At 36.9% G+C, this 17,324-nt stretch carries 18 protein-coding genes; 15 read left to right on the plus strand and 3 right to left on the minus strand.

Features of this window, described 5'->3' with window-relative positions:
- Positions 1-131 precede the first annotated feature (131 nt).
- The 10 genes from DCC35_RS15855 to DCC35_RS15895 all read left to right on the plus strand — a co-directional run bounded on the left by DCC35_RS15855 (position 132) and on the right by DCC35_RS15895 (position 6,564).
- Positions 132-578, plus strand: coding sequence for a hypothetical protein (locus DCC35_RS15855; RefSeq protein WP_137091731.1), 447 nt, complete (start codon positions 132-134; stop codon positions 576-578).
- A gap of 291 nt (positions 579-869) precedes the next feature.
- Positions 870-1,412 carry a DUF4287 domain-containing protein gene (locus tag DCC35_RS15860; RefSeq protein WP_137091732.1) on the plus strand — a complete coding sequence of 181 codons (543 nt, stop codon included), beginning with the start codon at positions 870-872 and terminating at the stop codon, positions 1,410-1,412.
- Positions 1,413-1,522: 110 nt separating this feature from the next.
- The gene (locus DCC35_RS15865) at positions 1,523-2,110 is read left to right on the plus strand and encodes a Crp/Fnr family transcriptional regulator (protein WP_137091733.1); all 588 of its coding nucleotides are present in this window, start codon (positions 1,523-1,525) and stop codon (positions 2,108-2,110) included.
- Between the two features lie 99 nt (positions 2,111-2,209).
- Entirely contained in the window at positions 2,210-2,872 is a 663-nt protein-coding gene (locus tag DCC35_RS15870) for a peroxiredoxin-like family protein (protein ID WP_137091734.1), read from the plus strand.
- Between the two features lie 9 nt (positions 2,873-2,881).
- Entirely contained in the window at positions 2,882-3,715 is an 834-nt protein-coding gene (locus DCC35_RS15875; RefSeq protein WP_137091735.1) for an oxidoreductase, read from the plus strand.
- 328 nt (positions 3,716-4,043) lie between these two features.
- A complete protein-coding gene (locus DCC35_RS15880; RefSeq protein ID WP_394347737.1) occupies positions 4,044-4,853 on the plus strand; it encodes a zinc-dependent peptidase in 810 nt (269 codons plus the stop codon).
- A gap of 419 nt (positions 4,854-5,272) precedes the next feature.
- Positions 5,273-5,506: a hypothetical protein gene (locus DCC35_RS15885; protein ID WP_137091737.1), complete on the plus strand. Its 234-nt coding sequence runs from the start codon at positions 5,273-5,275 to the stop codon at positions 5,504-5,506.
- Positions 5,488-5,784, plus strand: a complete 297-nt coding sequence (locus tag DCC35_RS22140; RefSeq protein WP_137091738.1) for a type II toxin-antitoxin system RelE/ParE family toxin — start codon at positions 5,488-5,490, stop codon at positions 5,782-5,784. Before DCC35_RS15885 ends, DCC35_RS22140 begins: the two co-directional genes overlap by 19 nt.
- A 99-nt stretch (positions 5,785-5,883) precedes the next feature.
- On the plus strand, positions 5,884-6,084 hold the full coding sequence (locus tag DCC35_RS21040) for a hypothetical protein (RefSeq protein ID WP_217495861.1): 201 nt from the start codon (positions 5,884-5,886) through the stop codon (positions 6,082-6,084).
- A gap of 9 nt (positions 6,085-6,093) precedes the next feature.
- Positions 6,094-6,564 (plus strand): DNA alkylation repair protein, encoded by a 471-nt coding sequence (locus tag DCC35_RS15895; protein WP_217495862.1) that lies wholly within the window; start codon positions 6,094-6,096, stop codon positions 6,562-6,564.
- Between the two features lie 186 nt (positions 6,565-6,750).
- On the opposite strand, the gene DCC35_RS15900 is transcribed toward DCC35_RS15895, so the two are convergent.
- The 3 genes from DCC35_RS15900 to DCC35_RS15910 are packed head-to-tail and all read right to left on the minus strand — an operon-like array spanning position 6,751 to position 8,284.
- Complete coding sequence (locus tag DCC35_RS15900) at positions 6,751-7,170, minus strand: hotdog fold thioesterase (RefSeq protein ID WP_137091739.1); 420 nt, start codon at positions 7,168-7,170, stop codon at positions 6,751-6,753.
- On the minus strand, positions 7,171-7,692 hold the full coding sequence (locus DCC35_RS15905; RefSeq protein WP_137091740.1) for a peroxiredoxin-like family protein: 522 nt from the start codon (positions 7,690-7,692) through the stop codon (positions 7,171-7,173).
- Positions 7,693-7,696: 4 nt separating this feature from the next.
- Positions 7,697-8,284 carry an NAD(P)H-dependent oxidoreductase gene (locus DCC35_RS15910; protein WP_137091741.1) on the minus strand — a complete coding sequence of 196 codons (588 nt, stop codon included), beginning with the start codon at positions 8,282-8,284 and terminating at the stop codon, positions 7,697-7,699.
- Between the two features lie 104 nt (positions 8,285-8,388).
- Between DCC35_RS15910 and DCC35_RS15915 the strand changes: the two genes are divergently transcribed.
- From DCC35_RS15915 to DCC35_RS15935, 5 genes are all read left to right on the plus strand, one after another.
- Positions 8,389-8,748 (plus strand): winged helix-turn-helix transcriptional regulator, encoded by a 360-nt coding sequence (locus DCC35_RS15915; RefSeq protein WP_137091742.1) that lies wholly within the window; start codon positions 8,389-8,391, stop codon positions 8,746-8,748.
- A gap of 439 nt (positions 8,749-9,187) precedes the next feature.
- A complete protein-coding gene (locus DCC35_RS15920) occupies positions 9,188-11,674 on the plus strand; it encodes a site-specific DNA-methyltransferase (RefSeq protein WP_137091743.1) in 2,487 nt (828 codons plus the stop codon).
- Between the two features lie 3 nt (positions 11,675-11,677).
- Positions 11,678-14,506: a BPTD_3080 family restriction endonuclease gene (locus DCC35_RS15925; RefSeq protein WP_137091744.1), complete on the plus strand. Its 2,829-nt coding sequence runs from the start codon at positions 11,678-11,680 to the stop codon at positions 14,504-14,506.
- A 191-nt stretch (positions 14,507-14,697) separates the two neighbouring features.
- Positions 14,698-15,771: a cell division protein ZipA C-terminal FtsZ-binding domain-containing protein gene (locus DCC35_RS15930; protein ID WP_137091745.1), complete on the plus strand. Its 1,074-nt coding sequence runs from the start codon at positions 14,698-14,700 to the stop codon at positions 15,769-15,771.
- 688 nt (positions 15,772-16,459) lie between these two features.
- Positions 16,460-17,110, plus strand: a complete 651-nt coding sequence (locus tag DCC35_RS15935; RefSeq protein ID WP_137091746.1) for a hypothetical protein — start codon at positions 16,460-16,462, stop codon at positions 17,108-17,110.
- Positions 17,111-17,324 lie beyond the last annotated feature (214 nt).

Raw genomic sequence — 17,324 nt, forward strand, 5'->3', positions numbered from 1 at the left:
GTAAATTATTTACTTACAATTGGTTACAAACTATTAACTACTTGTATAAATAAGTAAGGTATAATTGATATGATGCTAAAATATTCTATCAATCAAACCAATTTTTTTATCATCACGGAATTTTTCAACCCATGAAAAAAGTATCTTATATATCGCTGTTAATTATATTATTAAGCATCACAGTTTCATCGTGTAAACAAAAGGAAGTAGAAGGAATAAAAATTTCAGAAACGTTATACATTCATCAGGATTACCGGACAAACTGGGAACTCAGGCATCTTATCAGGCAAACTTTAAATAAAGACTCGAAAGCCCTGGCAGGACTTGCTAATTTTAATTGTGGCGATGGTGAGGCCTGTTATGAGCTGGGGTTTGTTATCACTCAAATAACTTATAAGATGGGTGAAGCTGATTTTATCAATCTCTTAGGTCAACTTGATCAAAAAGAACTTTCAGTACTTGAAGGATTTATTAGAGTGGGCCTTGAATACGGCGATAACGATGGAAACGGAAAGATGGATAAAAAAAGAATCCATGAAGAGTTTCCGGGAATATATAATTTGCTTTCAATAAAATAGTCTGCCGAATTACTTATTCTGACCTCATATAACTGTTTTCTGGTTCTCAGGAAAAAAGACTTTGATTGTGTACATGACCAGATTTATTGACTGACTATTTAATTTATAGATCCTTCTGTCAAATCATACCCTACCGAATCTGAAGAAGAATTAGCAAACCTTCATATCGGATTAAAGCCTTCTCTTTATGAAAAATGAAAGATTTATTATTAAATTAATAACACAATTTGTTGAAGGAATAGGAGCGATGAAGTTCTGTTAAATTAATCTTAGAGTACAAACTAGAATAACATGGATAAGGCACTTCAAACGATGATCGACAATATGCCTGATAAGACAGGTAAGTCCTTAAATGAATGGAAAGCGATACTCAAAGAGAAATCCTTTGCTAAACACTCGGAAGTAGTTAAATTTCTTAAGACAGAGCATGGTGTAACTCACGGCTATGCAAACACAATAGTCACCTTATCAAAAGAAGAAGATAACTCATCAGAAGATTTAGTGGAAGCTCAATATCAGGGAAAAGAAAATTTGATTCCGATCTATGAAAAGCTTATAGATTATGCTAAATCCCTGGGATCTGATGTCACCATTACTCCAAAAAAAGGATCGGTAAGCATAATCAGGAGAAGACAATTTCTTTTAGTTAAACCAGCGACGAAATCCAGAATTGATCTTGGTTTCAAGTTACCGGATAAACCAACTACTGATCGATTAGAAAATTCAGGACCATTTGGCACCATGTGTACTCACAGGGTTCAGCTAACTGATCCAAAAGAAGTAGACAGTGAATTAAAAGCGTGGATAAAAGAAGCGTATGAGGAGTCAAAATAAAGGAGGTAAACTTGCCTTAGGATTTTATTTAAATCATTATTTTTCACTAAAATTATTGAGTCAATCAATACAAGCTTCTTTGCATTTTAAATTATTTTGGTAAACGTCCATTGAAAGATTACGAGAATATATTAGGTAACATTAAACGATATGTCAATTTAAATAAAGATGACGAATCACAGTTTATTTCAATCGTACGAACAAGCAGGGTAAAGCGAAGACAATATATTGTCCAACCAAATTTTATTTGTTCCCATCAAACCTATGTGGTAAAAGGTGCTTTTCGCAGCTATTTTGTTAGCAACGAAGGGATCGATCATACTATTCAGTTTGCTATAGAAGACTGGTTTATCAGCGACTTTAATAGTTATATTAATCAGACACCAGCCTCTCTTTTTGTTGAGGCCTTAGAGGATTCTGTTGTTCACCAAATCTCTTATCAAGGTGTTGAAGCATTATGTGATCAAAATCCAAAATTTGAGCGATTTTTCAGATTAGTTGCCCAAAAGTCTTTTGCCTTTTCACAAAGACGGGTGCTTTCTAATTTGGGTAAATCTGCCGAAGAACGCTATATTGAATTTTACAACCTTTATCCGGGTATTGTTCAACGTGTCCCCCAATATGCTTTGGCTTCCTACCTGGGTATGTCTGCTGAATTTCTAAGCAAAATAAGGAAGCGACTCGCTACAAAATCTTGAACTAGTTCAAGCAAATTTCCTAATTCAGTTCATTTTCCGTGGCAATTATGTCATGCAACTTTGTATTGTCGATTTTGACATAATTTAAATCACAGTAAAATGATTACGAAAAAACAAGTTCCGTCCTATTCTGAAGGATTAGAAGAATTGCAAAACAATTTAGGAAAAATGCTCCCCGCGGAAGCATTATGGGTTTTTGATAAAGATGCCAACGGGTTAAAAGCCAGGCATCAATCAATTTTAAAATTGAACATTGGAGATAAAGCTCCCGAATTCTATTTATCAAATGCTGTAGGCGAAACCGTTACATTAAAATCACTATTAAAACAAGGACGCGTTGTGCTTACTTTCTACCGTGGATCATGGTGCCCTTATTGCAATTTACAGCTCAACCAGTACCAGCAAATTTTAGAGGAAATAAATTCACTTGGAGCAAATCTCGTTGCTATTTCACCACAAACCCCTGATGAGTCTTTAAATATAAAAGAAAAAAATGAACTGCAATTTGAGGTATTGAGTGACAATGTAAACATCGTTGCAAGGCAATTTACAACTGTTTTCAAAAATGGTGAAGGACCAATTGAAACGATGAAATCATTAGGTATTGATTTCAAAAGTCACTACGCAGACAATTCATTAGAAATACCAGTTCCGGCAGTATTTATTATAGAACAAGACGGGATTATATCTTTCGCAACAGCAATCGATGGAGATTATCGAAATCGAGTTGAACCTTCAGAAATTATTAATGCACTTTCATAAAATATATGTATGAAAAGAAAAATATGGTTGATAACGGGAATTTCCAGCGGACTGGGTAAAGCACTTGCCCAATCCGTCATGGAATCTGGCGATTTTGTGGTAGGTACATTTAGAAGACAGTCGCAAATAGATGAATTTAATAAAACTAAGAGTGACTATGGGTTCGCAGTAAGACTTGATATTACGGATGAAATTCAAATTGATCAATGTATCGAAACCATTATATCCAAATTTGGATTTATTGATGTCTTAGTTAATAATGCGGGTTTTGGATTTATCGGAGCCATTGAGGAAGCGTCCATGAGAGAAGTCAGAGATGTTTTTGAAGCAAACTTTTTTGGGACGCTTAAATTAAAAAAAGCCGTTTTACCCATTATGAGAAAAAGAGGTAAAGGTCATATAGTTCAGATTTCCTCCCACGGTGGCATTAAAGCATTTGCTGGATTCGGCATCTACAACGCAAGTAAATTCGCCCTGGAAGGTTTTAGTGAGGCATTAGCTCAAGAGGTTGCTCCATTGGGTATTAAATTAACAATTGTGGAACCAGGTCCATTCAGGACTAATTTCGCTGGAAAAAGGCTTAAACAAGCAGATAAAGTGATAAATGATTATTCTACAACAGCAGGAGCTTTCCGGGAAAAATTAAAAGTAGTAGATGGAAAACAGGAAGGTGATCCGGTAAAGGCCTCTAAGGCCATAATTAAATTAGTTGCTTCTGAAAACCCATCACTTCGCTTACCTCTCGGTAAGGTGGCATTGATGACTATTGGCATAAAGGTAGACAGTATTAAGTCTGATCTCGACAAAAACCGAGAAGTAGCTGAAAGCGTGGTTTATTTATAATTAAATAGATATCCTTCTTCCATACACCCTCCTATCCGAAGTTAAGCAATCGCGTAACTTCGGATTTTTTGTTATTTGCAAAGCTCAAATTCCATTGGTGCATTGCTTTTTCAATTAAAACGGGTACGCTATTACAACTATTTTGCCCAATCATTCTTAATTTCTTAACACCAAATTTTTTCAGCATTTGGCATTATCTTTACGTATTAATATTTAATTTTTTAAACTTCGTTAGTAGCAGTATGGCTTATTTTATTTTTTCGTCGTTCTTATCCTCTTAATTTTTTACACTTACAATCAATTCACAAAAAATAAAGAGAGAAAGAAGATCGTAACCACCTTCCCATCAGACCGGCGGATTCTCTTAATCAAGCATGTTACTTTCTATAACTCCTTATCAGAAGGAGAAAAAGATCGTTTCGAGAACAAAATCCTTGAGTTTTTAAATGAAACCCGAATTACCGGAATAAAAACATCGGTCGAGCCCTTAGACGAAATACTAATCGCTTCCAGCGCCATTATTCCCATATTTCAGTTCCCGGATTGGCAATACACAACCCTCAACGAAGTTTTATTATATCCCTCCCACTTCAATCACCAGTTTGAAACCAGTGGCGAAGGAAGAAGAATTCTCGGGATGGTAGGCAGTGGTTATATGGAAGGAAAGATGGTCCTTTCAAAAGAGGCACTGAGGCATGGTTTTCAAAATGAAACCGATAAGAAAAATACGGCAATTCATGAATTTATTCACCTGATAGATAAAGCTGATGGGGTGATAGATGGGGTGCCTAACATAATATTTGAAAAACAATATATTATCCCCTGGCTTGATCTAATCAACAAAAAAATTGAAAAAATATATAATGGCGATTCTGATATCAACCCCTATGGTGGAACCAACAAAGCCGAGTTCTTTTCAGTTATTTGTGAATATTTCTTCGAGCGACCAAAGCTATTAGAAAGCAAGCATCCACAACTATATAGTTTACTGGAAAGGATATTCAAACATGATATGACATCAAGAAACCTGGATCAAAGCAAGGTAGAGATTGGGAGGAACAGTCCCTGCCCGTGCAATAGCGGTAAGAAATTCAAAAAATGCTGTGGTCGGGTTCATTACAATCAGGTGATCGGTTAAGAGTAAAATTTAATGGTTAAACGCAATATTAATTGCGTGCTATTATATTCTGCCCTTCACATCAAAAGTGTCTTGTCAGGGGACAAGCCACGGGGGTAATGGTTAAACCCAATAATAATTGTGTGCTATTATATTCTTCTAAAATTTAAGCCTTCCTTACCCGGTAGTAAACGGTTACAAACATTTACCAATATGTATAAATAAGAGAAAAATTCTATTCTGTGCTGCAAGCAGCTTTTTTTTTAACATTTAAAGGAATTTATTAACAACCAATACAATGATGGTTATATAAGGAATAAGCGCCATAGAGTGGCGCATAGCCAATCGGTAAAAATGCATTAAAACGCATTTTACACTCAACGTTGTACACAAGCAAGAGCTACTAAGACCATATGAAATATTTTTCGTATTATTATAGTATGAATACTAGAGAGAAACTTTTAGAACGGATTCAGCATATTAAGGATGAAAAAATTCTCGAAGAGATGCTTGAAATGATTGAACTTGAAATGAATCTATCAACAGATATTATTGAGCTTAATACTGAACAAAAAGAGGCGATTGATCAAGGTCTAAAGGATATTGATGAAGGTAAATCAATGAATCAAACAGATGTTGATAATTTTCTCAAAGAATGGTTAAATACGAAGTAATTTGGTCCAAAAGTGCGGTTAAAGATAAGTTTGGCATTTTAGAATATTGGTTCAAAAGAAACAAATCGAAAACATACAGTATCAGATTAAACAATTTATTTAACCAGACTATCAAATTAATATCAACTAACCCTGAATCTGGAAAAAAATCAGATTATAAGAATATTCGAATAAAAATAGTTAGGCATTATTTGATTTTTTACCTGATTAAATCAAACCGAATAGAAATAATCAGAATTTGGGATTCTAGAAGAGATTTCAAAAATTTAAAAATATAGCCTGTGTACAACACGGCCTAACCGTGATACCCCACCCCGAGGGATGTGGTTCGACGCTTAGCCTGAACGTTATACGCAAGCTAAAAAAAGGAAGAGCATATGAAGGCAGCTGATTTTATAAAGCAATTAAAGGAAAGTGCCAATGAACGTCCGAAAAAGGAGACGTTAAAATTTTTCAAGGATGATGATGGGGAGACCGATGCATTGGAACTCCAATTTGGTACTGTGTTCAAATTAGCCAAGGAATTCAGTGATATGTCACTGTCAGAAATAAATAAGTTACTTGACAGCAAGTACTAAGAAATCAGAATGGGGGCTGTAAGCATAATGGACTTTCAAGCTAAAAAGAAATCAACTTCCGAAGAAAGAAGAAAAGAGTTATATGACCTTTACCTAAACCGCCATAATCGATTAAATAATTGGGATTTTGTAGACAGAGGGGCATACAATATTATCGGGGAATATCTTATTGATAAACCAAAAGACATACTCTATGAATTAGCAAAATTAAAAAATCCCTGGGAACGAAGGACAGCTATCGTTTCAACCTATGCTTTCATTAAGAAAGGAAGAGTAGATGAAACTTTTAATATCGCAGAAATATTGGTGGATGATGATCATGAGTTGATTAACAAGGCTGTAGGAAGTTGGATAAGAGAAGCGGGTAAAAAAGACGAAAAGAAACTAAAAGCATTTTTGGACAAATACGCTGAAAGTATGCCAAGAGTAACTCTACGATATGCGATTGAAAAGTTTGATAAGCCAACAAAAAACCACTAGCTCAATATAGGAAAATAAAAAACCTGTGAACCTCAATATTTGCACTTAATATTGCATGGTGGGTTATATTAGTACAATAGTTGTGCCTCGGGAGCAAGATAGAATAATAACTCATTTTGTGAGCCATCCTAACTATACAATAAATTAGATACTTTTTTAAGCTCAACGTTGTAAGCATACTTAATATCACGCCCGAACGAAATTATAAACACCTTTCCCTTCTGCTACCAATTGTCCCTTCTGGAAAGCCTGCATGTTCGCTACCATAATTCTGGATCCAAGACGCACTAAATTACCTTCAACAACGACATCGTATGCTTCTGCACCTCGCAGATAATCAATACGAAGATCAATGGTAGCCAGTTTATCCTTTTTAGAAGTAAAATTTGCAATTCCGATCATTCCTCCTACCGAATCCATTATAAGGCCGATAATACCACCATGCCATCTGCTTTTACGGATATCGCCTACAAATTCTTCACTATAAGGTACTGAAACCCGAACAAAGTCGAGTTCCAGTTTTTCTACTTTTAGCCCTAAAAACCGGTGAATGGGAATCTCTTCCTCTGCAGCCCTGATAATATATTCTCGTATTTTATCTTCCATTTAGTATGCCATTTCTCCCCGTGCCGGGTAGTCATTATTAATAATATAGTTTACCGACTTAACGAATGTTGGCAGGTAAGGTCTTCCCCATGGATTACTATTCAATGCCGAATAGTAAATCTCATTTTTAGAATCTATGAGAAATAACCCCGGTTCGCTGAATATCTCTGGTTCTCCATCTTTAACTCCTTTACTGAGGTAAAGACTCCAGGCTTTAGCCGTTTCTTTGTCAAGATTATAACCAATATCAAGTTGGTCGATCTCCCATTTTTGTTTTGAAAGCCTGGCTCGTTTTTCAGAATCCATGCTTACTGCGACAATATTCACACCCTGTTCGTTGAACTCTGGCTTTAATTTCTGAAGTTCTTCCAGGTATTTTTTACAAATAGGGCAATGCAATCCCCTGTAAAATATCACTAATGTGAAATTCTCAGGTTGTTGCGCCTTTAAGTCCCATGGAGATCCATTTATTAAAGGAAATTTCAGTTCAGGTGCTTTATGCTTTGGAGTGGGTTTATTCATAATTCTAATTTTTAAAGTGTTCGTTTAAATGCGCATCAAATCTTTTAAAGTCCTCTTCAACCTCAGGGTTTTTCATCACGTCATAAGCCATAAAAGTAGGTAACGGTTCCAACCCGAACCATTTAAAGTTTAAATGCATAGGTCTCAAAAGCTCATCCTCACTGATACCCTCAAAAAACTTCTCATTCGGATTATTAAAAGCCTCTTTTGGGGCATTAGCTGTTACAGACATCATATATTTCCCTTTCAATTTACCACCAAGACCGTAATTTGCCTTGGGATTTTCACTCGATCTACCGTCACCGTCAGACATCTCTCCCATCATTCCCATTGAGAAAACGTGATCGATATATTTTTTGAAAGACCAGCTTACTCCCATCCAGTTAAGAGGCGTTTGAAAGAAAACGAGATCAGCCCATTGCCATTTTTCAATTTCCTCTTCTACATTAAAGTCTTCCTCTGTATGAATGTTTTTTACATTATATCCGCCCTGACTAAAGAAATCCGTCGCCTTTTGAACCAGGGTTTTATTTAATTTCCCTTCCGAAAACGAATATTCCTGATGTCCATTGATGATTAATACGTTTTTCATAATAATTTTATTTATATTTGTTTCACAAAGAAACTTTTAATAGTTTATTTATGAAACCATTTAACTTAAATACTTAAAAAATAGTGGTAACCAAAATGTAACTTATGGGAAGAAAGGTCATTGAAAATCCGAATTTATGTTCATTGGTGCATGCTATGAATATTTTAGGGGGCAAGTGGAAACCCATCATTATCTATCTTTTAGCAAATGGCGAAATGCGTTTTGGCAAACTGTTGATGCACACACCAACCATTTCAAAAAAGGTTTTAACAGAACAACTGAAGGAGTTAGAAGAAGATGGACTTATCATCCGAAAGCGTTTTTCGGAAATACCACCCAGGGTAGAGTATTCATTATCAGAAAAAGGTAATGGATTACTTCCAGTACTAAAAGCTTTAAGTGATTGGACATTTGAATCCTATAGTGATATTAATTTTGAGGAATGTAAAATAGTTACCTTGTAATTATCAAAGCGTAAAAATATATTGAAAAGAAAACTACTCTTCCGAACAAAAGATTGACCTTGTGCTCATGTTTGGCTTAAAAGTCTGGAATATACACGTTAGTAAACGTTTGTAGCCGTTTACTAAAAATTAAACGTTTACATTTGGTTACATACGTTTACAAACGAGTATAAATAAGAAAATATTTGATTTTGAGCTGGAAACAGCTATTTTTAGATTTTAAAGGAATTTTCAACAACTAAAACAACGATAGTTATATAAGGAATAAGAGCCACGGAGTGGCTCATAGCCAATCGTTGTGCTTCATGCGAAAAAGAGAAAACGAAATGTTTGCCAATAAAGAAATAGAAAGCCAACCGCACAAAGCAAAGAGTGCTAACGCACACATTGCTTTGTTGCCAACGCTAACAAAATTGAATAAAGAATTTTAAGAGATAATATGGCCAAGAAACTCACGAAGAAACAGATTGAACAATACGAGCACAGTAAAGACGAACGTGCCAATATTCCTCATGTTGGACTGGTAACACCTGACAGTGACCCTGACACAGGCGAAAAGAAAACTTACGAGTACGACCCCCATCTTGACCCACAACTGCAATGGGCAGGAAAAGCAGAACATACCAGTTTTGAAGTGCCTACGGTTAGTTTGCATGTACATGAACGCATTGACCCGAAAACCATCATTGAAACCGTAAAAAAGGACACAGATGATGGTGGACAATTCAGTCTTTTCTCTGAAAAGAAACCGCTGCGTGAAGCCATAGACTTTTACAAGCACAAAGAAGGTTGGACAAACCGACTGATTGCAGGCGACAGCCTTTTGGTTATGAACTCCTTGTTGGAAAAAGAAGGGATGGCAGGCAAGGTGCAGATGGTATATTTTGACCCGCCTTATGGGATTAAATATGGTAGCAATTTTCAGCCCTTTGTAAACAAACGTGATGTAAAAGACGGAAAAGATGATGATTTGAGTGCTGAGCCTGAAATGATAAAGGCTTTTCGAGATACTTGGGAATTGGGCATTCATTCTTATCTAAGCCACTTGAGAGATAGGCTTCTTTTAGCAAAAGAAGTATTGCATGAAAGCGGCTCTATTTTCGTACAAATTAGTGATGAGAATTTGCACCTGGTTAGAATTGTACTCGATGAAGTATTTGGCACTACAAATTTCGTCAGTCTGATTGCATTTAAAACAACAGGAGGATTTGCCTCGACCACACTCTCAAGAACGGGTGACTATTTAATATGGTATGCCAAAGACTCTTCGAAAACCAAATACAATCAATTATTTGAAGATTATAAACCTGAGATAGGTGAAGTAGGCTATAATTGGATTCTATTTCCAGATGGTTCATTTAGAGGTCTAACTTCTGAAGAGAAGAAAGATCATTCTTTAATACCTAAAGATGGTAAAATTTACAAAGCTACCAGTATCAAGTCTCAGGGCGGAACCAGTACACCCCAGTCCTTTACATATCAGGGCAAAACGTACGAACCTGGACCTAATCATCATTGGAAAACCTCCGTTGAAGGATTGGAAAATTTAGCAAAGAATAATCGAATACATGTTGCAAAAAATAGTATTCAATACCGCAGATTTAGAGACGATTTCCCATTTAAACAAATTTCAAATATTTGGCTTGATACTGGAACAGGTTCCTTCGGTGAAGACAAGAAATATGTAGTTGAAACTTCTACCAAAGTCATTGAAAAGTGTTTATTAATGACTACAGATCCTGGTGAATTAGTTTTAGATATTACTTGTGGTTCAGGAACAACATCAGTAGTTGGAGAGGAATGGGGTCGTAGGTGGATTACTTGTGATACATCAAGAGTTTCCATTGCTCTTGCCAAACAAAGACTGATGACTAGAAATTTTGATTTTTTCAAATTAGCTCATCCCAAAGAGGGGGTTTCAAGTGGTTTTGACTACCATACCGCTCCTCATATCATGCTAAAAGATATTGCAAAGAATGAAACATCTGTGCAGGAAGTTCTCTTGGATAAACCCAAAATTGAAAATAGTAAAACAAGAATTACAGGTCCTTTCACAGTAGAAGCTGTTCCCGCACCTTATGCCAAAAGCTTTGACGAATTGGAACAAGAAGATTCAGGTTCAGATACTTCTGTTGCTCGTAGCGGTGAAACCAACAGACAAGCGGAATGGCGAGATGAATTGTTGCGTGCAGGTGTAAGAGCGAAAGGTGGTAGCATCATAGAATTTACTCGAGTGGAACCATTAGCTGGCACAAAATTCATTCAAGCTGAAGCTGAAACGAAAGAAGATATACCTAAAAAAGTATTGGTTGTTTTCGGGCCTGAACACGCTCCGTTAGAGCAACGCATGGTAGAAAATGCTTGGCAAGAAGCCAGAGCCTTAAAACCTGATATGTTACTGTTCTGTGCTTTCCAGTTTGACGAAGAAGCCGCCAAAGACATTGACGAACTCACACCAGCCGTTGCGGGCATGCAACTTATCAAAGCCCAAATGAATGCGGATATGTTAACAGACGACCTTCGCAAAAAACGTAGTAGTAACGAAAGTTTCTGGTTGGTCGGTCAGCCTGACGTACAAATCCACAAATTGGATAACGGTAAAATTCAAGTGGAAGTAATGGGCTTTGATTACTACAATCCAAAAACTGGAAATGTAGAAAGCGGTGGTAAAAAGAACATTGCCATGTGGATGTTGGATACCGATTATGACAATCGTTCCCTCTTCCCTTCCCAGGTATTTTTTCCAATGGCAGGAGCAAAAGACGGTTGGGCAAAATTGGCTAAGAACCTCAAAGCAGAAATTGACGAAGAAAAAATTGATGCATTTAAAGGCACGACATCACTTCCTTTTGAAGCAGGTTCAGCAGTAGCAGTCAAGATTATTGACGACAGAGGTATTGAAAGTTTAAGAGTTTTAACGGTATAGATTATGGCAGGAAATATCGATAAACTTATCATCAACAGTCCTCATCAAGAACCACAGCAACATTGGTTTTACGATAGAGAAAATAGAAATTTCTTCATCAAAGAAGGAAGACGCCCTGCGGGCTATGTTATGGCCACGCCAAACTCTAAAGCCTTTGACGATCCCGGCATTTTTGTAGAAATAGACATTGTCAATAAAATACGACCAAGAGTACAAGCTTGGCGAGAATCAGGTTATCCAGGTGTAACGGGCATAACAAAACGTCTTTTGGAACATTGGCAAGCCCCTGAAGAGCGTAAAGACCGCAGATTTTTCTTTTGTCAGTTAGAAGCCATAGAAACTTTGATTTGGTTGACAGAAGCACCTGCAGCGGACAAAGTTGGAATTGACATTCAAGGAGATGGCGGAGCTTTTGAACGTTGGTGCAGTAAAATGGCAACAGGTTCAGGAAAGACCATCATCATGTCCATGATAATCGCATGGAATTTCTTGAATAAAGTAACCAACCCAACGGATGCACGATTTAGCAAATATGCATTGTGTGTCGCTCCTGGTCTTACCGTAAAGAGCCGACTTCAAGTTTTACAACCTACCCACGAAGAAAACTATTATGAAGAGTTCAATATTGTACCAGCTGCCTTGATGGATAAACTCCGTCAAGGAAAAGTGATCATTCACAACTGGCACGCTTTGGCATGGGATTCACAAGATAAAATTGATGCTAAAGTCGAAAAAGGGTATTTGCGTTCTGTTGATAAACGTCAACGTATGCAAATAAGCGGTGAAGCGTATGTTCGGAATGTGCTAGGCGAAATGAGCAATGCACGTAACATCATTGTACTAAATGATGAAGCTCACCATGCTTGGCGCATGAATCCAGAAGCTGTTGGAAAATATAAACGGACCGGTTCAAGCAAAGACAGTGCAGAAGAAGCAACTATTTGGGTTGGAGGTCTAGATAAAATCCATGAACAAAGAGGAATACTCAAATGCTTTGATTTATCAGCAACACCTTTTACACCTTCAGGGAAGAAAGCCGCAGAAGATGCTTTGTTTACTTGGATAGTTTCAGACTTTGGATTGAATGATGCCATTGAATCAGGTTTGGTAAAAACACCACGAGTTGTGGTTCGTGATGATAGTGAACGCACTAAAGAGTTAAAATCAAGATTGTATCACATCTATGCAGATGATGAAGTAAAAGACGACATCAATCGTAAAGCAGACGAAACTGAGCCATTACCCGACCTATTAATAAATGCATATACTTTACTCGGGCTTGATTGGAAAGAGACTAAGAAAGAATGGGATGATGTTGGCCACAAAGTGCCTCCTGTAATGATTACAGTTGCCAACCGAACAGAAACTTCTGCTCGAATCAAATATGCTTTTGACCACAACCAGATTTCAATACCTGAATTGTGCGCACCCGACAAAACCTTGCAGATAGATAGCAAAGTTTTGGAAAAAGCAGAATCAGAGACTGAAGCAGTTGAACTGAATATTGAATCTGATGAGGATGGTGATGAAACACCAAAATGGACCAAAGCACAACAAGCAGAATTACTACGATTAACGGTTGATACAGTTGGGAAAGAAGGAGAACCAGGCGAACAGGTTCAAAATGTGATTTCAGTTGGAATGCTTTCAGAAGGTTGGGATGCTAAAACGGTTACCCACATTATGGGATTACGAGCATTTTCTAGTCAGTTACTTTGTGAGCAGGTAGTTGGTAGAGGATTAAGGCGTGTAAGTTATGATGTAGGAGATGATGGTTTATTTGAACCTGAATATGTGAACATTTTTGGTGTTCCATTTACTTTCCTACCGCACGAAGGAGGCGAAGGTACTCCGCCACCACCACCAAAGCCAAAAACTAAAATTGAACCAAGAAAGGAAAAGGCAGAACATGAAATCACATTCCCAAATATTGTAAGAATAGACCATGTTTATCGCCCACAACTCAAATTGGATTGGGACAAAGTCAATACGTTAGAAATTGACCCGTACGAATCAATCACAGAAGCAGAATTGGCAGCTATTATTTCAGGGAAAGCAAATCCAAAAGTAAAATCTGCAATTGGTTTAGAGCAGATTGCGGAAGATACTAGGGTTCAGTCTATTGTTTTTAGAATAGCATCTACTATTTACAACTCTGAGAAACGACCTAATTGGAAAGGGAGCAAAGAGATTTTCCTTGCTCAGGTTGTCCGCATTGTGGAACAATTCATTGATTCGGACAAAATTCAGATCAAGAACGACCTGTTCCACCAAGATGATTCAAAAAGAAAGATTCTGATCATTCTGAACATGAATAAAATCGTTCAGCACATTTGGTCAGCAATTCGTTCTGATAATACCGAAAAACTCACTCCAATATTTGATAAGGAAAAACCAATTCGTTCGACAGAAGATGTTAGAACTTGGTACACGAGCAAACCTTGCGAATGGACGGAGAAATCGCATATCAGTCATTGCGTTTATGATAGCGGTTGGGAAGCAAGTGAAGCCTACTTCTTTGACAAATCAGATTTAGTAGAATCGTTTGTTAAGAATGACCATTTAGGATTTACCATACTTTACAATCACAAGGGAATAATCAGAAAATTCTATCCCGACTTTATTTTACGCTTGGTGAATGGTGATTACATGGCTTTAGAAACCAAAGGTGTTGACAGTCAGCAAAACAAAACAAAACGGGAATATTTGAACGAATGGATAAATGCGGTGAACAATCACGGTGGATTTGGGAAATGGCATTGGGATGTGTCGTTTCACCCAAGCGACATAGAAGGATTGGTCAAGAAATGTATGGATAAGGAATTAGCCTAACGCATTTGCAGCACATTGCCATCCTCGTTCCTGCGGTGGCAAAGAGCTGCAAGCCAACCCGAAAACAGAATTTGGCAAACATTGCAAAGAAAAAGAAAATAAAGCACGAAAGCACAACAAGGTATATAGTGCATGGCTTCCTAACGTCAGCCACGACACCATATACAAACCGTTACCATTCATTAAGAAAAATGAGATTCATAATATTGATAATTTTAGGCTCGTTAATGGCGTGCAACTCTTCAAATAAAAGAGAACAAATGGATTCAGAATATACAATTTCAACTGCATCAGAAAGTGAGGAACGTGCAAAAAGCGTGTTGCCGCATAAAGGAAAAGAAGATGTAAGCAATATTCTAACCATAGAATTAAAAAATCCACAAGTTTCTGAAGAATCAGAAGATAAGGAATATTTTGCGAATGAGAAGTTTGACTGGATTCTAACTATTGAATCACTTAAAGAAAGTTATTTCAAGCGAGATTCTGTATCCAAACACTTCGACAATAAGTGGAGAGAAAAACATAATTACTCATGGATTTACTGTATTCCGAAAGGTGATTCAAAGTGGACGTATTTTAGTTCGAGTGAAGATGAATCAAAAGAATATTCGAAGGTGGCATTAGGTTGGAAACTCTATGACCCATTGGAAGACCCACCAAAAGTCTATGATGAAAAGACTTTAAAAGAATACAAAAAATCTGTTTCTAAGATTTCTCGAAAACTTAAATCAGAAGTGGTTTCAGAGAATTACACAGTTGAACAGGCAGTAAGTAAATCAAAAGAACTTTCTGATTTCGTACCTAACAACAATCAATACTCCATAATCATTTTAAAGGCTGAAAACGAATTTGAAGGAGAAGAAATATGGGACGTTATGATGTCTTTAGGTCTGAAATGGGGAGACATGGACCTATTTCATTGGAATAATGATTTTGAATATGGAGATGATCAATTAATTAGTGTATGGACTAGCACTAATCCAGGCTATTTTTTCCCAGAAGAAATTGCTGCTGGAAGGGTTCAAACTGAAGATCTGATATTTGGGTTTAGTATTCCTCGTTCTATCTCTCCAGAGCAAATATTGGAAGTTATGTATAAGGCAACAAAATACGCTCAATCGAGATTAGGCGGGGAAATTTTAAACGAAAATGGCCATCAATTTAATCTTGAAATAGAGAAAACAAAGGTTAACAAGGTAGTTACAGATTTAAACAATAACTCTATTACACCCGGAATAGGTGATGCGTTGTATCTATTCCAATAGAAAGAAACGAAATGGTAATCGAGTAGACGGCCGTGAGCCATAAGCCCACGGTGCGCCTCTCACACCACCGTACGTACGGGGGCTATGCCCCTCCCTTCGCACTCTCGTGCTCGTGAACTTATACTGACGCTATCGGTCAGCATCTTCAATACGGCGGTTCGTCAAATCAAATCTTCACTTTTAAATAGTAAGTTAGCATGCTTTCGTAGCCTCTTCTTCCGAGTCTTGATTCGGTTATCATTGCACCTGGAATTGGACTTTATTCACTATTTCAATTGATTTTTTAAAGGAATTCATGAAATCGATGATTGCTGTGCCAAATTGAGATTCGGCAAAGCCAATGCAGAGCATTTCTTCAGTTCCAGAATCTCTTCTGACAACTCCCGATGGTCGGGACAAGCATTGCCACTTGATTTACTTCAAGTAGTCAACCCAGCACATCCGGGACTTTATTCATAGAGTTATCTTATTATTTCGAATTCATGAATACTACGTATTTCACCCTTTGGAACACTCATATTCATGAGTTATATTCGCCAGTCAAGGCACACAATGTATATAAGTAATAGCAGGTAAATTTCTAAATCAAAAGTTTCGCTTTTAGCCATCTTTGTGCTTAACTGAACAGATGACAGTTAAAACCAACTACTGCTCGTATATTCAACGGTTCAACATTAAAAACAAACTAATGAAAAGACAAACTTTACTATTAATATGCTTAATGATTTCATTCATCTCATTTTCTCAAGAGAACCGAATTGAATATAACGGAGAAAAGGACGATACGGATATCGGAGTATTTATGGCAATGGTTGGATTCGACTATCATAAATTTGAAATGAAGTCCGAAAAACCAGCTTACATAAACGTATATGTAGATGAATATCTAAATGACAAATTAATAAAACATTTTGACCATATTTCAGCTAACAAGGATGAAACACCCAAAGCATATTTTGATTTAGTATTTACCAAATTAGGTAGTGCAAAGTTTACTATGAAAATTTATACTCTTTCAAAAAATGATAGCATCGAAAAAATTCAATTCAGAATTGGGGAATTAGGACTTTTCAAAAACTTACAAGTAAATAAATCCAAATTTGACTATAGCTGGAAAAGAGGAGATTTTAATGGCAATATTGGACCGAAAATCGAAATTGGAAAAAAAATCCCATTACTTTTCTATGCAACAGCAGTTAGTGAAAATGTTGATGGACAAACGGTTAACGCATTTTGCAACGTCCCGAATATATTACTTAATCGAGATGAAATTGAAAATCAAGGTAAAATTGAACACTTCTTCGAAATTGGAATTGTATTAGTTGAAAAAATTGAATAAAAATAATGTTGCACAATCGAGACGGCCGTGAGCCATAAGCCCACGGTGCGCCTACTGATGATAAATATCAGCATTTTAAATCTCACATTGTAAATCCTGACTAAAACGTCAGGACCACCGTACTTACAGGGGCAAAGCCAATGCTTCGCATTTCTTCAGTTTCAGAATCACTTCTGACTATTCCCGATGGTCGGGACAGGCATTGCCACTTGAT

Origin of the sequence: Mangrovivirga cuniculi (genome assembly GCF_005166025.1) — a bacterium.
Classification (GTDB): domain Bacteria; phylum Bacteroidota; class Bacteroidia; order Cytophagales; family Cyclobacteriaceae; genus Mangrovivirga; species Mangrovivirga cuniculi.

What these genes read in the sequence shown, in the direction of transcription:
- DCC35_RS15855 (WP_137091731.1), top strand. Translation starts at nt 132, where the DNA reads ATGAAAAAAGTATCTTATATATCGCTGTTAATTATATTATTAAGCATC.
- DCC35_RS15860 (WP_137091732.1), top strand. Translation starts at nt 870, where the DNA reads ATGGATAAGGCACTTCAAACGATGATCGACAATATGCCTGATAAGACA.
- DCC35_RS15870 (WP_137091734.1), top strand. Translation starts at nt 2,210, where the DNA reads ATGATTACGAAAAAACAAGTTCCGTCCTATTCTGAAGGATTAGAAGAA.
- DCC35_RS15875 (WP_137091735.1), top strand. Translation starts at nt 2,882, where the DNA reads ATGAAAAGAAAAATATGGTTGATAACGGGAATTTCCAGCGGACTGGGT.
- DCC35_RS15885 (WP_137091737.1), top strand. Translation starts at nt 5,273, where the DNA reads ATGAATACTAGAGAGAAACTTTTAGAACGGATTCAGCATATTAAGGAT.
- DCC35_RS22140 (WP_137091738.1), top strand. Translation starts at nt 5,488, where the DNA reads ATGGTTAAATACGAAGTAATTTGGTCCAAAAGTGCGGTTAAAGATAAG.
- DCC35_RS21040 (WP_217495861.1), top strand. Translation starts at nt 5,884, where the DNA reads ATGAAGGCAGCTGATTTTATAAAGCAATTAAAGGAAAGTGCCAATGAA.
- DCC35_RS15895 (WP_217495862.1), top strand. Translation starts at nt 6,094, where the DNA reads ATGGGGGCTGTAAGCATAATGGACTTTCAAGCTAAAAAGAAATCAACT.
- DCC35_RS15900 (WP_137091739.1), bottom strand. Translation starts at nt 7,170, where the DNA reads ATGGAAGATAAAATACGAGAATATATTATCAGGGCTGCAGAGGAAGAG.
- DCC35_RS15905 (WP_137091740.1), bottom strand. Translation starts at nt 7,692, where the DNA reads ATGAATAAACCCACTCCAAAGCATAAAGCACCTGAACTGAAATTTCCT.
- DCC35_RS15910 (WP_137091741.1), bottom strand. Translation starts at nt 8,284, where the DNA reads ATGAAAAACGTATTAATCATCAATGGACATCAGGAATATTCGTTTTCG.
- DCC35_RS15915 (WP_137091742.1), top strand. Translation starts at nt 8,389, where the DNA reads ATGGGAAGAAAGGTCATTGAAAATCCGAATTTATGTTCATTGGTGCAT.
- DCC35_RS15920 (WP_137091743.1), top strand. Translation starts at nt 9,188, where the DNA reads ATGGCCAAGAAACTCACGAAGAAACAGATTGAACAATACGAGCACAGT.
- DCC35_RS15925 (WP_137091744.1), top strand. Translation starts at nt 11,678, where the DNA reads ATGGCAGGAAATATCGATAAACTTATCATCAACAGTCCTCATCAAGAA.
- DCC35_RS15930 (WP_137091745.1), top strand. Translation starts at nt 14,698, where the DNA reads ATGAGATTCATAATATTGATAATTTTAGGCTCGTTAATGGCGTGCAAC.
- DCC35_RS15935 (WP_137091746.1), top strand. Translation starts at nt 16,460, where the DNA reads ATGAAAAGACAAACTTTACTATTAATATGCTTAATGATTTCATTCATC.